Origin of the sequence: Pseudomonas fluorescens (genome assembly GCF_902497785.1) — a bacterium.
GTDB lineage: Bacteria > Pseudomonadota > Gammaproteobacteria > Pseudomonadales > Pseudomonadaceae > Aquipseudomonas > Aquipseudomonas fluorescens_BO.
Genome location: NZ_CABVHK010000006.1, coordinates 68,257 through 83,311, shown reverse-complemented (window position 1 = coordinate 83,311; position 15,055 = coordinate 68,257). Strand labels below are relative to the sequence as shown.

15 protein-coding genes are annotated in these 15,055 nt (G+C 59.1%); 13 read left to right on the top strand and 2 right to left on the bottom strand.

All coding sequences use genetic code 11. The annotated features are described in order from the left end of the window. The first annotated feature begins 10 nt into the window (after positions 1–10). A complete protein-coding gene (locus F8N62_RS10595; RefSeq protein WP_150710915.1) occupies positions 11–475 on the top strand; it encodes a CreA family protein in 465 nt (154 codons plus the stop codon). Positions 476–660: 185 nt separating this feature from the next. Here F8N62_RS10595 and rpsT read toward each other — a convergent pair whose 3' ends face one another. Further along, the gene (rpsT, locus tag F8N62_RS10585) at positions 661–939 is read right to left on the bottom strand and encodes a 30S ribosomal protein S20 (RefSeq protein WP_008154937.1); all 279 of its coding nucleotides are present in this window, start codon (positions 937–939) and stop codon (positions 661–663) included. 252 nt (positions 940–1,191) lie between these two features. On the opposite strand from rpsT, the gene murJ reads away from it, so the two are divergent. The 6 genes from murJ (at position 1,192) to ispH (ending at position 8,706) form a co-directional block, all read left to right on the top strand. After that, positions 1,192–2,730 (top strand): murein biosynthesis integral membrane protein MurJ, encoded by a 1,539-nt coding sequence (murJ, locus tag F8N62_RS10575; RefSeq protein ID WP_150710913.1) that lies wholly within the window; start codon positions 1,192–1,194, stop codon positions 2,728–2,730. Positions 2,731–2,858: 128 nt separating this feature from the next. Then, complete coding sequence (ribF, locus tag F8N62_RS10570) at positions 2,859–3,809, top strand: bifunctional riboflavin kinase/FAD synthetase (RefSeq protein ID WP_150710912.1); 951 nt, start codon at positions 2,859–2,861, stop codon at positions 3,807–3,809. Further along, a complete protein-coding gene (ileS, locus tag F8N62_RS10565; protein WP_150710911.1) occupies positions 3,810–6,641 on the top strand; it encodes an isoleucine--tRNA ligase in 2,832 nt (943 codons plus the stop codon). Beyond that, complete coding sequence (gene lspA, locus F8N62_RS10560; protein WP_150710910.1) at positions 6,634–7,146, top strand: signal peptidase II; 513 nt, start codon at positions 6,634–6,636, stop codon at positions 7,144–7,146. Before ileS ends, lspA begins: the two co-directional genes overlap by 8 nt. 7 nt (positions 7,147–7,153) lie before the next feature. Beyond that, positions 7,154–7,591 (top strand): FKBP-type peptidyl-prolyl cis-trans isomerase, encoded by a 438-nt coding sequence (fkpB, locus tag F8N62_RS10555; protein ID WP_191632374.1) that lies wholly within the window; start codon positions 7,154–7,156, stop codon positions 7,589–7,591. 167 nt (positions 7,592–7,758) lie between these two features. Then, complete coding sequence (ispH, locus tag F8N62_RS10550; protein ID WP_008028815.1) at positions 7,759–8,706, top strand: 4-hydroxy-3-methylbut-2-enyl diphosphate reductase; 948 nt, start codon at positions 7,759–7,761, stop codon at positions 8,704–8,706. Here the strand turns inward: ispH and F8N62_RS10545 are convergent. After that, on the bottom strand, positions 8,683–9,231 hold the full coding sequence (locus F8N62_RS10545; protein ID WP_150710908.1) for a GspH/FimT family pseudopilin: 549 nt from the start codon (positions 9,229–9,231) through the stop codon (positions 8,683–8,685). The genes ispH and F8N62_RS10545 overlap by 24 nt on opposite strands. 131 nt (positions 9,232–9,362) lie before the next feature. Between F8N62_RS10545 and F8N62_RS10540 the strand changes: the two genes are divergently transcribed. Genes F8N62_RS10540 through F8N62_RS10515 form a run of 6 tightly spaced genes read left to right on the top strand, consistent with a single transcriptional unit; the run spans position 9,363 to position 15,005 of the window. Next, a complete protein-coding gene (locus F8N62_RS10540; RefSeq protein ID WP_150710907.1) occupies positions 9,363–9,836 on the top strand; it encodes a GspH/FimT family pseudopilin in 474 nt (157 codons plus the stop codon). Further along, complete coding sequence (pilV, locus tag F8N62_RS10535; RefSeq protein ID WP_150710906.1) at positions 9,833–10,282, top strand: type IV pilus modification protein PilV; 450 nt, start codon at positions 9,833–9,835, stop codon at positions 10,280–10,282. The genes F8N62_RS10540 and pilV overlap by 4 nt, the downstream gene beginning before the upstream one ends. Then, a complete protein-coding gene (locus F8N62_RS10530) occupies positions 10,279–10,992 on the top strand; it encodes a PilW family protein (protein ID WP_150710905.1) in 714 nt (237 codons plus the stop codon). Before pilV ends, F8N62_RS10530 begins: the two co-directional genes overlap by 4 nt. An 11-nt stretch (positions 10,993–11,003) precedes the next feature. Beyond that, the gene (locus F8N62_RS10525; RefSeq protein ID WP_150710904.1) at positions 11,004–11,486 is read left to right on the top strand and encodes a PilX N-terminal domain-containing pilus assembly protein; all 483 of its coding nucleotides are present in this window, start codon (positions 11,004–11,006) and stop codon (positions 11,484–11,486) included. Then, the gene (locus F8N62_RS10520; RefSeq protein ID WP_150710903.1) at positions 11,473–14,589 is read left to right on the top strand and encodes a pilus assembly protein; all 3,117 of its coding nucleotides are present in this window, start codon (positions 11,473–11,475) and stop codon (positions 14,587–14,589) included. Before F8N62_RS10525 ends, F8N62_RS10520 begins: the two co-directional genes overlap by 14 nt. Before the next feature lie 14 nt (positions 14,590–14,603). Further along, on the top strand, positions 14,604–15,005 hold the full coding sequence (locus F8N62_RS10515; protein ID WP_150710902.1) for a type IV pilin protein: 402 nt from the start codon (positions 14,604–14,606) through the stop codon (positions 15,003–15,005). The last annotated feature ends 50 nt before the right edge of the window (positions 15,006–15,055 follow it).

The window sequence follows — 15,055 nt, the reverse complement described above, 5'->3', positions numbered from 1 at the left end:
GAATACCTGAATGCGTGTTGCAAAAGGATTGTTGGGCCTGCTGTTGGCGATGCCGCTGATGGCCTCGGCCGAGGAAATTGGCCAAGTGTCGACGGTGTTCAAATTCGTCGGCCCGAATGACCGCATCGTGGTCGAGGCGTTTGATGATCCGAAGGTCGAGGGCGTGACCTGCTACCTGTCCCGGGCCAAGACGGGCGGGGTGAAGGGCGGTCTGGGGCTGGCCGAGGATCGCGCTGAAGCTTCTATCGCGTGTCGGCAGGTCGGACCGATCAGTTTCAAGGGTGAGCTGAAAGATGGCGATGAGGTGTTCAAGGAGCGCACGTCGCTGGTGTTCAAGACCATGCAGGTGGTTCGCTTCCTCGACAAGAAGCGCAATACGCTGGTGTATCTGGTGTACAGCGACCGCTTGATCGAGGGCAGTCCGCAGAATGCCGTCACGGCAATCCCGATCCTGCCGTGGGCCCACGCTCAATAATCCAGCGAAGATCCAAAATGTGGGAGCGAGCCTGCTCGCGATAAGTGACTAGCATTCAACATCTCTGTTGGCTGAACGTCCGCTATCGCGAGCAAGCTCGCTCCCACATTTTTTTGCGTGGTGTTTGTTAAATCACAGGCAATAAAAAACCGACCCTGGGGTCGGTTTTTCAACAAGCTTATCGCTTATGCGGCAACAGCAAGGTTCAGAGCCTTGACGTGACCGTTCAGGCGGCTCTTATGACGAGCAGCCTTGTTCTTGTGGATGATGCCTTTATCGGCCATACGGTCGATAACTGGCACGGCCAGAACGTAAGCAGCTTGAGCTTTTTCAGCGTCTTTTGCGTCGATGGCCTTAACTACATTCTTGATGTAGGTACGAACCATGGAACGCAGGCTGGCGTTGTGGCTGCGACGCTTCTCAGCCTGTTTTGCACGTTTTTTGGCGGAAGGTGTGTTGGCCACCGTCGAGCTCCTCGAAAGACTTTTTAGGAAATAGCAAACAAAATAGGCCGCGAATCATGCCGATGAGTTGATGTCTTGTCAAGGGCGGTTGAGACGTTCCGCTAAGTGGTAGGTATAAAGAGGCGGGATATTTATTTCCGGCGCTTGACCTGTAAACTCGCGAGCTTTGGCTCTGTGCTGCTGCGGCGCGGAGTATCGCATAAGTAGGCGCTTTGTTCGCCTGCTGTTTATCGACAGGCACACACTCTTTCAATGAATCTGCTCAAATCGTTGGCCGCCGTCAGCTCTATCACGATGCTTTCCCGGATTCTGGGGTTCGTTCGTGACACGTTAATTGCCCGGACATTCGGCGCGGGGATGGCGACCGATGCCTTCTTTATCGCCTTCAAACTGCCCAATCTGCTGCGCCGGATCTTCGCCGAGGGCGCATTTTCCCAGGCATTCGTGCCGATTCTTGCCGAATACAAAAACCAGAAGGGCGAAGAGGCGACGCGCACCTTCATTGCCTATGTCTCAGGCTTGCTGACGCTGGTGCTGGCGCTGGTCACTGCGTTGGGCATGATCGCAGCGCCGTGGGTGATCTGGGCGACGGCGCCGGGTTTCACCGATACCCCGGAAAAATTCCAGCTGACCTCCGATCTGTTGCGGGTGACCTTCCCTTATATATTGCTGATCTCCCTGTCTTCCCTGGCGGGGGCGATCCTCAATACCTATAACCGCTTCTCGGTGCCGGCGTTTGTGCCGACCCTGCTGAACGTCAGCATGATCATCTTTGCGCTGTTCCTGACGCCGTATTTCGATCCGCCGGTCATGGCCCTGGGCTGGGCGGTTCTGGCGGGTGGCCTGGCGCAGTTGCTCTATCAGCTGCCGCACCTGAAAAAAATCGGCATGCTGGTGTTGCCGCGCCTTAATTTGCGTGACAGCGGCGTCTGGCGCGTCATGAAGCAGATGCTGCCGGCGATTCTCGGCGTTTCGGTCAGCCAGATTTCGTTGATCATCAACACCATTTTTGCGTCGTTTCTGGTGGCCGGATCGGTGTCGTGGATGTATTACGCCGACCGCTTGATGGAATTGCCGTCCGGCGTGCTGGGCGTGGCATTGGGTACGATTCTGCTGCCGACCCTGGCCAAGACCTACGCCAGCAAGGACCGCGCAGAGTATTCGCGCATTCTCGACTGGGGCCTGCGCCTGTGCTTCGTGCTGGTGTTGCCGTGCTCGCTGGCGCTGGGGATTCTGGCTGAGCCGCTGACTGTTTCGCTGTTCCAGTACGGTCAGTTCAGCGCCTTTGATGCCTCGATGACGCAACGGGCGCTGATCGCTTATTCAGTCGGACTGCTGGGCATTATCGTGATCAAGGTGCTGGCGCCCGGCTTTTATGCGCAACAAAACATCCGCACTCCGGTAAAAATCGCGATTTTCACCCTCGTCGTCACGCAGTTGTTTAACCTGGTGCTGGTTGGTCCGCTGGCCCACGCTGGTCTGGCCCTGGCCATCAGCGCCGGTGCCTGCCTCAACGCCGGGCTGCTGTTTTATCAGCTGCGCAAACAACAGATGTATCAGCCGCAACCGGGTTGGGCGAAGTTTGGTGCCAAACTCGTGGTCGCCGTGCTGGTGATGTCAGTGGTATTGCTAGTCGGAATGCATTTTATGCCGGTCTGGGATCAAGGGCACATGCTTGAGCGATTCCTGCGCCTGGGCGCCTTGGTCGGTGCCGGGGTGGTCTCGTATTTCGGCATGTTGCTGTTGATGGGCTTCCGTTTGCGCGATTTTAATCGCAAGGCATTGAGCTGAGGTCGTTACCTCGATAAACACGGGCGAGCCGGCGGTTTTGTCGGCTCGATCACTTTGGTTACGGTGTTGCCTGTCGTCGGCCGCCGGGTGTGGTTATAATCGACCACTTTATGAGCAAGAAGCGCGTTATGCAGCTGGTTCGAGGCCTCCACAACCTGCGCCCCCAGCACCGGGGCTGTGTCGCCACTATTGGCAACTTTGACGGTGTACACCGTGGCCACCAGGCAATCCTGGCGAGGCTGCGTGAGCGCGCGCTCGAGTTGGGCGTGCCCAGCTGCGTGGTGATTTTCGAGCCGCAGCCCCGGGAGTTTTTCGCCCCGGAGACCGCGCCCGCGCGCCTCGCCCGTCTGCGTGACAAGCTGCAGCTGCTGGCTGACGAAGGTGTCGACCGGGTCCTGTGCCTGGCCTTCAACCAGCGTCTGAGCAAGCTCAGCGCCAGCGAATTCGTCGATACCATTCTGGTGGACGGCCTCGGCGTGCAGCATCTGGAGGTCGGTGACGACTTCCGTTTCGGCTGTGACCGGGTAGGGGATTTCGATTTCCTGCAACAGGCCGGCGTCATGCAGGGTTTCACCGTGGAAGCGGCGCAAACCGTCGAGCTGGACGGCATTCGGGTCAGCAGCACGCAGGTGCGTAATGCCCTGGCTGCGGCTGATTTTGCCTTGGCCGAACGCCTGCTGGGTCGACCATTTCAAATTTCCGGACGAGTCCTGCACGGTCAGAAGCTGGCGCGCCAACTGGGCACGCCGACCGCCAATATTCAACTCAAGCGTCGTCGCGTGCCGCTGACCGGGGTGTATCTGGTCAACGTCGACATCGACGGCAAGACCTGGCCAGGCGTTGCCAATATCGGCGTGCGGCCAACGGTCCAAGGGGATGGCAAAGCCCATCTCGAAGTGCATCTTTTAGATTTTGCCGGCGATCTGTACGACCGGCGTTTGACGGTGGGTTTCCACCACAAGCTGCGTGAAGAGCAGCGTTTCGCCTCTCTGGAGGCGCTTAAGACGGCGATCAATGCGGATGTCGCCGCCGCCCGTGCCCTGTCGCACCTAGCGCCAATCGCTAATGAAGAGCCTTAAATGACCGACTATAAAGCCACGCTAAACCTTCCGGACACCGCCTTCCCAATGAAGGCCGGCCTGCCTCAGCGCGAACCGCAGATTTTGCAGCGCTGGGACAGCATTGGCCTGTACGGTAAGTTGCGCGAAATTGGCAAGGATCGTCCGAAGTTCGTTCTGCACGACGGCCCTCCGTACGCCAACGGCACGATTCACATCGGTCATGCGCTGAACAAGATTCTCAAGGACATGATCATCCGCTCGAAAACCCTGTCGGGTTTCGACGCGCCTTATGTTCCGGGCTGGGACTGCCACGGTCTGCCGATCGAGCACAAAGTCGAAGTGACCCACGGCAAGAACCTGGGCGCGGACAAGACCCGCGAACTGTGCCGGGCCTACGCCACCGAGCAGATCGAAGGCCAGAAATCCGAATTCATCCGGCTGGGCGTGTTGGGCGACTTCGCCAACCCGTACAAAACCATGGACTTCAAGAACGAGGCCGGTGAAATCCGCGCACTCGCCGAAATCGTCAAGGGCGGTTTCGTGTTCAAGGGCCTGAAGCCGGTGAACTGGTGCTTCGACTGCGGTTCGGCCCTGGCTGAAGCGGAAGTCGAGTACGAGAACAAAAAGTCCTCCACCATCGACGTAGCGTTCCCGATTGCCGATGAAGCCAGACTGGCTGCCGCTTTCGGTCTGGCGACGCTGGCCAAGCCGGCTTCGATCGTGATCTGGACCACCACCCCGTGGACCATCCCGGCCAACCAGGCGCTGAACGTTCACCCGGAATTCAACTACGCGCTGGTAGATGTCGGCGACAAACTGCTGGTACTGGCTGAAGAGCTGGTCGAGTCGTGCCTGGCCCGCTACAGCCTGGAAGGCTCGGTCATCGCGACCACCACCGGTAAAGAGCTGGAACTGATCAATTTCCGTCACCCGTTCTACGATCGCCTGTCGCCGGTGTACCTGGCCGAGTACGTTGAGCTGGGCGCTGGCACTGGCGTGGTTCACTCCGCGCCGGCCTATGGCGTGGACGACTTCGTGACCTGCAAGAAATACGGCATGGTCAACGATGACATCCTCAATCCAGTGCAAAGCAACGGCGTTTACGCGACCTCGCTGGAATTCTTCGGCGGCCAGTTCATCTGGAAGGCCAACCCGGCCATCGTCGACAAGTTGACCGAAGTCGGCGCGCTGTTGCACACCACGATCATCGAACACAGCTACATGCACTGCTGGCGTCACAAGACCCCGCTGATCTACCGCGCCACCGCGCAGTGGTTCATCGGCATGGACAAAGAGCCCGTCACTGGCGATACCCTGCGCAAGCGGGCGATCAAAGCCATCGAAGAAACAAAGTTTGTCCCGGCCTGGGGCCAGGCGCGCCTGCACTCGATGATCGCCAACCGTCCGGACTGGTGCATCTCCCGTCAGCGCAACTGGGGCGTGCCGATCCCGTTCTTCCTGAACAAGGAAAGCGGCGAATTGCACCCACGCACGGCCGAGCTGATGGAAGAAGTGGCCAAGCGCGTCGAAGTCGAAGGCATCGAAGCCTGGTTCAAGATGGACGCTGCCGAACTGCTCGGTGACGAAGCGCCGCAGTACGACAAGATCAGCGACACCCTCGACGTCTGGTTCGATTCGGGCACCACGCACTGGCACGTCCTGCGCGGTTCGCACCCGATGGGCCACGAGACCGGTCCGCGTGCCGACCTGTACCTGGAAGGCTCGGACCAGCACCGTGGCTGGTTCCACTCGTCGTTGCTGACCGGTTGCGCCATCGACAACCACGCGCCGTATCGCGAGTTGCTGACTCACGGCTTCACCGTCGATGAGTCCGGCCGCAAGATGTCCAAGTCCCTGGGCAACGTGATCGCGCCGCAGAAAGTCAACGACACGCTGGGCGCCGACATCATGCGTCTGTGGGTCGCTTCCACCGATTACTCGGGCGAGATGGCGGTTTCCGAGCAGATCCTGCAACGCAGCGCGGACGCCTACCGGCGCATCCGTAACACCGCGCGTTTCCTGCTCTCCAACCTGACCGGCTTCAACCCGGCCACCGACATCCTGCCCGCTGAAGAAATGCTCGCGCTGGACCGTTGGGCCGTGGACCGTACGCTGCTGCTGCAACGCGAGTTGCAAGAGCACTACGGCGAATACCGTTTCTGGAACGTCTATTCCAAGATCCACAACTTCTGCGTGCAGGAGCTGGGCGGTTTCTACCTCGACATCATCAAGGACCGTCAGTACACCACTGGCGCCAACAGCAAGGCCCGCCGTTCGGCGCAAACCGCGCTGTACCACATCTCTGAAGCGCTGGTGCGCTGGATCGCGCCGATCCTCGCGTTCACCGCAGACGAACTGTGGGAATACCTGCCGGGCGAGCGTAACGAATCGGTGATGCTCAACACCTGGTACGAAGGCCTGACCGAACTGCCGGACAACGTCGAACTGGGCCGCGCCTACTGGGAGCGGATCATGGCGGTGAAGGTCGCGGTCAACAAGGAAATGGAAATCCAGCGCGCAGCCAAGGCTGTCGGTGGCAACCTGCAAGCCGAAGTGACGCTGTTCGCCGAAGAAGCGCTGAGCGCCGACCTGGCCAAGCTGAGCAATGAACTGCGCTTTGTTCTGATTACCTCGACGGCCAGCGTTGCACCCTTCGTGCAGGCGCCAGCTGATGCGGTGGTCACTGAAGTCAGCGGCCTGAAGTTGCAAATCGTCAAGTCGGCCTTCGCCAAGTGCGCCCGTTGCTGGCACTGCCGTGAAGATGTCGGCGTGAACCCGGAGCATCCGGAAATCTGCGGTCGTTGCGTCGATAACATCAGCGGCGCTGGCGAGGTTCGTCACTATGCCTAATGCCATTGGCCGTTTCGGACGGCTGGGCTGGCTCTGGTTGAGCTTGCTGGTGCTGGTCATTGACCAGGCCAGCAAGTTCTACTTCGAAGGCTCGTTGAAGATGTACCAGCAGATCGTGGTGATCCCCGATTACTTCAGCTGGACCCTGGCCTACAACACTGGCGCGGCGTTCAGCTTCCTGGCCGACAGCTCCGGCTGGCAGCGCTGGTTGTTCGCCCTGATCGCGGTGGTGGTCAGTGCGGTGCTGGTGGTGTGGCTCAAGCGTCTGGGGCGCAACGAAACCTGGCTGGCCATCGCGCTGGCCCTGGTGCTCGGCGGCGCGCTGGGCAATCTGTACGACCGCATTGCCTACGGCCATGTGATCGATTTCATTCTGGTGCATTGGCAGAACCGCTGGTATTTCCCGGCGTTCAACTTTGCCGACAGTGCAATTACTGTCGGCGCCGTGATGCTTGCGCTGGACATGTTCAAAAGCAAGAAAACCGGAGAAGCCGTTCATGACTGAACAGGTATTGGCTGAGCAACGCATCCGCCAGAACACGGAAGTCACGTTGCACTTTGCACTGCGCCTGGAGAACGGCGACACCGTCGACAGCACCTTCGACAAAGCCCCGGCGACCTTCAAGGTCGGTGACGGTAACCTGTTGCCAGGTTTCGAAGCGGCACTGTTCGGCTTCAAGGCGGGCGACAAGCGTACGCTGACGATTCAGCCGGAAAACGCGTTCGGTCAGCCGAACCCGCAGAACGTGCAGATCATCCCGCGCTCGCAGTTCAAGGACATGGACCTGTCGCCGGGCTTGCTGGTGATCTTCAACGATGCGGCGAATACTGAGCTGCCGGGCGTGGTAAAAGAGTTCGATGAAGAGCAAGTGACCATCGACTTCAACCACCCGTTGGCGGGCAAGACATTGACCTTTGACGTCGAGATCATCAGCGTCAAATCTCTCTGAGGCATTACGGGGCCGCTCCTGTTGCCACCGGACCCTGTGGGAGCGAGCTTGCTCGCGATGAGTGCCTGACATTCAACCTTGATGTTGACTGACACTCTGCCATCGCGAGCAAGCTCGCTCCCACAGTGGTTATTCATTGTTTTCGCGCGCAAGACACGAGGCACAGCATGCAAATCAAACTCGCCAACCCCCGTGGCTTCTGCGCCGGTGTGGACCGGGCGATTGAAATCGTCAACCGCGCCCTGGAAGTCTTCGGGCCGCCGATTTATGTGCGCCACGAAGTGGTCCACAACAAATTCGTCGTCGAAGACCTGCGTGCTCGCGGGGCGATCTTCGTTGAAGAACTGGACCAGGTGCCGGACGACGTCATCGTGATCTTCAGTGCCCACGGCGTTTCCCAGGCTGTGCGCACCGAAGCCGCCGGCCGTGGCCTCAAAGTGTTCGACGCGACCTGCCCGCTGGTGACCAAGGTGCACATCGAAGTCGCGCGCTACAGCCGCGATGGCCGTGAATGCATCCTCATCGGCCACGCCGGTCACCCGGAAGTCGAAGGCACCATGGGCCAGTACGATGGCAGCAATGGTGGTGCGATCTATCTGGTGGAAGACGAGAAAGACGTTGCCGCGCTCCAGGTGAACAACCCGGAAAAACTGGCGTTCGTGACCCAGACCACCTTGTCCATGGACGATACCAGTCGCGTCATCGACGCCCTGCGTACGCGCTTCCCGGCCATTGGTGGCCCGCGCAAGGACGACATCTGCTACGCCACGCAAAACCGTCAGGACGCAGTCAAGACCCTGGCTGATGAGTGCGACGTGGTGCTGGTGGTCGGCAGCCCGAACAGCTCCAACTCCAATCGCCTGCGTGAGCTGGCCGAGCGCATGGCCACCCCGGCCTACCTGATCGACGGCGCCGAAGACCTGCAAAAGAGCTGGTTCGATGGCGTCGAGCGTATCGGCATCACCGCAGGCGCCTCTGCACCGGAAGTGCTGGTGCGTGGGGTGATTCAGCAGTTGCAGGCGTGGGGCGCTACCGGCGCCGATGAGTTGGCCGGTCGCGAGGAGAACATCACGTTCTCCATGCCGAAAGAGTTACGTGTTCGTTCGTTGCTTTGATTGAGTTCCTTTCTCGCACAGCGCCTGTGCAGCCTTGTCGCTGCGCAGGCTGACGCGACCGGTTGCGGCCAGCACCACCTGAAGCTGGCTGATGGGCTCACGAACATCGCAAAGGTGCAGCGTGCCGGCTTGAAAGTTTTTTTTGGGCATCAGCGGCTCGCCGAGACTGCTGAAACGTATGTAACGCTTGACCAACCAATTGCCGACTATCGGCACTCTGGTGGCGCTCGCGTGCTCGACCAGTATCGGATTATTCAAGTCCTCCGGTCCTTTGCCACTGATGTCGAGAATGACTCTCCAGCCTTTACTCCAGTCGCCGTTGATACTGTGAATCACAACGCTCTGGTTGCGCGAGAGGGCAAGAGTTCTGGCGTTGCGTATAGCGCTGGCCAACGACTGCGCCGTCACCTCGCGATGATTCGATTCCGTTAGCGCTGCATAAGCCGGACTGACCAGATGCAGAACAATCCCGGCAATCATCAGTCCCATGAGCAGTTCAATCAGCGTGAAACCTTGCTGGCGCATGAAATATCCCTCCCTGGAATGCAGCAGCCCGCGCAATCCTTGCGCAAGTGATGGCAAAACAACCGTACATCTGTCGGTCGAATGTTTTAGCGTGTAACAACAGGTATAGCCGACGGCGACGGAGGGCACCGATGGATCATCGTACAAAAGGTTTCACGCTGATCGAGTTGCTGGTCGCGCTCGCGGTTTTTCTGATACTCATCACAATGGCGGTGCCGGCGTTTACCCGTTCGGTGCAAGGCTCCAAGGCTGACACCGAAATCAACGACCTGCAGCGGGCGCTGAATTACGCCAGGCTGGAAGCGATCAACCGAGGCGTTACCACCCGTGTACGTCCGACGACGGTCGGCGGCGTCTGGAGCGGGGAGTTGGCGGTTTATGACGGTAATGGCACTCTGGCCAATGTATTGCGGGTTGTTCCCGCCATGAGCAGCGGCGCGACTCTGACGCTAACCTCAGGAGTGACCCCCATTGATTTCAACAATCTGGGCGGTCTGGCGGCACCGTCCACGGCGGTGGTGATCAGCTACGTTCTGGGGGCGCAAAGCAGGACGCTGAATGTGTGTTTGAACGGACGAATTCTATTGGGTGGAAGTTGCGGATGAGGGGATGGAGCCAACGTGCACAGGAGGGCATGACGCTGATCGAGGTGCTGGTTGCGTTGTTGATTCTGAGTGTGGGTCTGTTGGGGGCGGCGGCATTTCAGCTCAATGCGCTGAAGTACACCGACAGCTCGCGGATGACCAGCCAGGCGAGTTTTATCGCCTACGACATGATGGACCGTATCCGCGCCAACTCCGGTGCCGACTACACCGTCACGCCACCGACGTCGGGCAATCTCAACGTCGCCCGGGATCAGGATCTCTACGACTTCACTTCCAACATCGTCAATATCCTGGGCACCACTGCCACCGGCAGCGTCACCCTCAATCAGCGGGTGTACACCGTCACCATCACCTGGGACGACTCCCGTGCCGCCAACATCGCCAATTCCCGTCGCAGCTTTGTGCTGACCAGTCGCGCCGCCGTCGATCCGGTGGCGAAACCATGATCCGGCGCAACCGGGGTTTTGGTCTGATCGAATTGCTCATCGCCCTGGCATTGAGCCTGGTCGTGGTGCTGGGCGTGGCGCAGATATTTATTGCGGCGAAGAACACCTACATCAGTCAGAACGCATCGGCGAACATGCAGGAAGATGCGCGTTTCGTGCTGAGCAAAATGATTCAGGAAATCCGTATGGTGGGGATGTTCGGGTGTCTGGGGACGATCACTGACGCCAGCATCGGGGGCAGTTTCAATGCCAGCCATACCACGCCGATCAGTTGGGACAATGCCAATCTCAAGCTCACCCTGGTATCCGCCGATGTCGGAACGGGCGGCGGGACGCCGACCTGGACGGTAGTTTCCGATTGCCGAACCACTGCAACGGCGTACTCCAATCCACCGGCGCTGACATCGGGGCAGGTGGCGTTTCCGATTCGACGATTGATCTACAGCCTCAAGAACAACCAGCTGACGATGGGCGTCGGCGTCGGCACGCCCGCCCAAGCGGTACTCGTCGACAACGTCAGTGCCTTCAGCGTCAGTTTCGGCCTCGCCAGTTCGGCCTCGGAAGCCTCCGCTTCCAGTTACAGCACGAATCCCACCGACCCGGCGCGTATCCGCAGCGTGCGCCTGACGTTGACCCTGAGAGACCCGAACAGCCGGGTGCGCGATCAAACCTTCAACGTAGTTGCCGCCTTGCGCAACCGCTTGCCATGAGGGAAGGGCTGATGAAATTTGCTTCTGCAAACTCTAAGGGCCAGCGCGGCATGGCGTTGCTGGTCAGCCTGGTATTTCTGCTGTTGCTGACGCTGATCGGCCTTTCATCGATGCAAAACGCCACCTTGCAGGAAAAAATGGCCAACAGCGTGACCCTGCGCAATCAGTCGTTCCAGAACGCCGAGGCCGCGTTGCGCATGGGCGAAAGTGCAGTGCAACAGGGCACCTATACGCTGGCGGTTTGCAGTGGCACCACGCAGTGTGCACCGCCGGCCGAGTCAGCGTTAATCACCGGCGCGGGTTTCAATGCCACCTCGGGTGTCACTTGGGTCGCGGCCGGCAACGGCTTCTACGGCGTGCAAAACATCGGCACCACCTTGAACGCGGTGAATGTGCCGAGCAACACCTCTGCGACGCTTTATCGGGTCACGGCAGTGGCCATCGTCGGCAATAACGTTCGCAGCGTGGTGGAGAGCATCTATGCCAAGTATTGATAGGTGCTGCGGGGTGTGGAAATGGTTGATGGGCGTTGTGCTTGGCTTTTATCTGGCGGCGCCGGCCTACGCATTCGCACCTTCGGAATCTCCGCTGTTGAGTGCGGCAGCAGTCCCTCCCAACGTTGTGCTGCTGATCGATGATTCGGGGAGCATGAACAACATCATCTGGGCGGCGGATTTCAAACCGGCGGACAACTACCCGCAAATTGCCAATTGCAGCTCCAACTTCTCATGCATCAGCGGCCAGGGTCTGGACATGAGCGATACCAATATCGCCTTGTCCAGCCTCAATCGGGGAGGCTGCTCCAGCAACGGCAACTGGTACGGTTTTTATCGCGGGTTCCTGGGGCTGTCCTCTATATGCCTGAAACTGCCCGACCCTGTGGGTAATGAAAACACGCGTTATACGGCGAACTACCTGTCATACCTGGTGAAAGAGGCGAACGGTTCGAACAGGGACTACACCAACGGTAATAATGCGATTCCCAATGATTACCGCATGAGTGTTGCGCAAGACGTCTCCACCTCGCTGGTCACCAGTAACCGCTCGTTGCGCATAGGCCTGGCGACCTTCAATCCGCCCACCGGCAATAACTCGGGGCCGGGCGGTTTTATCGCCCGCGCGGTCAGTGACCTTTCTCCAGTCAGTGGCAGCGTCACCCAGGCCCAGGCCGACAGCAACTACAACGCGTTGATTTCCTCGATCAACGGTTTGAGTGCAATCGCCAATACGCCCTTGGCAGAAACCTATTACGAAATTACGCGGTACATGCGCGGCATGGCGCCGTACTACAACTCCTCGCCGACGACTTACACCAGCCCGATCCAGTATCGCTGCCAGAAAAACTACGGCGTGGTGGTCACCGACGGCTTGCCGACGTTTGACCGGACCTTCCCGACCAACGATCCGCTCGGTGGCACCCGCTTGCCGAACTGGGACGGCAACAGCGCCAACGACGGTGACAACCTCAACGGTGATGGTGAGGGCGACACGCTGTACCTGGATGACATTGCCAAATTCGCCTTCGACATCGACATGCGCAGTACCGGTACAGATGCCAGCGGCAAAAACTGGGACGTGGATTTCCCCGTCCAGAACATGAACACCTACACCGTCGGTTTCACCGCCGCGAACCAAATGTTATCGAGCGCCGCGACCTACGGTCAGGGCAAGTACTACCAGGCGACCGACAGCACCGGGCTCAATATCGCGCTGGCATCTGCCCTGAGCGACATCACCTCGAAAGCCGGGTCAGGGGGAGGCGGCACCACGAGCGGCCCGATAGTCGGCGTGGGTTCCGCTTTCTACCAGACTACTTACGACCCCAAGGACTGGCGCGGCACCATCAAATCATTTGGATTCACCGCCACAGGTCAGGTGAATACGGCCTCGGTGCTCTGGAGCACTGACACCGCCATCGTACCCGGCGCGACGGCGCCGATTTACCAGTCGTGGCAAAGCGAAAGCAATACGGCCATCTCCCTGGCTTACGGCAATTTCTCATCCGCGCAGAAGAGCGTTCTGAATCAGGGGCTGCCCAACGGAATCAAGGGTGCCGATCTGGTGGAGTGGAGCAAAGGCACCAACAAGAACGGCTTGAGAGTACGCAGTGCGTTGCTCGGCGACATCATCAACTCACCCTTGGTGCTGGCCTCGCCAACCGAACAAACCGCGGCTGATCTGGTGAATGACATCAGCTACAGCACCTATCTGGCCCTCAAGGCCAGCAAAATGGACAGCAATCTGGTGGTCAACGCCAACGATGGTTTTGTCAGCGTCATCAACCCTGGCAACGGTGCCAGACGCTACGCCTACATGCCCTCCAGCGTGCTGCCATCGTTGCGCACCATCGCCGACACCAATTACATCAACGGCGTCGGCCACAAATTTCTGGTCGATGGCCAGGTCGGCGTTTTCGACGCCCGGCTCGACAATGTCTGGAAAACCCTGGCGGTCGGCGGGACAGGCGCGGGTGGTAAAACGTTCTACGCGCTTCAGCTGTTTGACGCTTCGCCCAGCAACGCGATCCAGGCGCTTTGGGAGATCAGTGCGCCGGTGCCGGCAAATCCGGCGAACGTTTTCAATGATCTGGGTTATGCCTACGCGCGTCCGGAAGTGGCACGCTTGAACGATGGTAGTTGGGCGGCGTTCATTTCCAACGGCTATGGCAGCAGTTCGGGTCTGGCGGCGTTGTATGTGGTGAATCTGCAAGACGGATCACTGATCAAGAAAATCGTCGTCGACAGCACGGATACCAGCAATGGCCTGTCATCGGTGAAACTCAAGGTCAACTCGCAGAATGTGGTGCAGGCTGCTTATGGCGGAGATCTGAAGGGACGGCTGTGGAAGTTCGATTTGAGCGCCTCCAGCCCGGACAAGTGGGGCGTGGCGTTTTCCGGCAAGCCTTTGTTCACGGCCGCGGGCGGTGCAACACAGCCGATTACCGCGCAGCCGTTGTTGGCGGACAATACCCTGGGTGGCAAGGTGGTATTTTTCGGCACCGGCAAGTTCAACGAGACCGCCGACAAGACCAACAAGGATCTGCAGGCGTTTTATGCGGTGTGGGACGCGGACGGAGGCTCGGGCCAGATCACCACGGCCAGTTTGCAGGCTCAGTCGGTCACCGGCACATTTTCGGGGAGCGCGGGGCAATTCATCACCACCAGCCAGAACGAAGTGACCTATCCGGCGAAGAAGGGCTGGTATCTGCCACTGAGTTACAACAGCGTATTGACCGGCGAGCGGGTGATCAACCAGGCCATCCTGTCGCTGGGGCGAATCTTGTTTACCACTGCCAGTGTGGACACCACGGACCCGTGCGCCAGCTTCGGCACCGGCAAGCTGGTCGTGCTCGAAGCGTTCAGCGGTAAGATGCTCAACTATGCGGTGCTCGACACCAATAATGATGGTGTGGTCGCCAACATTGACACGATATCCAGCGGCGTAGTCTTTTCTGGCGGTATTCCGACGCTAAACGCTAGCGTCAATGGCGGCAGGATCGTCGTAGCGAGCGACTCCAGTGGCAACATCAAATCATTCCCGATTGGTGGCGGCAGCGGCAGTGGTAGCCGTCGCATCATGTGGCGACAAATTCAGTAAGTGAGAGTTGATCCATGCGCAGATCCAGCCGAGGTTTTACCCTGATCGAAATCCTGATTGTGATTGCGATCATCGGGATCGTCATCACCATTGGCTACCCGAGCCTTACCGAATACGTGAAGAAGGGGCGACGGGCAGAAGTGGCCGGTCTGCTGTCCGAGCAGGCGCAAATTCTCGAACGGTTCTACTCGAAGAACAATGTTTACACCGCGGCCACCGGCCTGAGTGCCGGCAATGACTACTACACCATCATCCCGACCCTGACTGACCAGACCTTTGTGCTGACCGCCACGCGCAAGGCCGGCAGTGCCATGGCAACCGACAAGTGTGGCGATTTCATCATCACCAACACCGGCGTCAGAACCCTGGGCAGTGCGGCGGCCGGCGTTGCCAACAAAGATTGCTGGGGTCGCTGAGTTTGTTTTTCGGGCGCCTTTTGCGCCCTCTGTCTATTTAACGGTTGGAT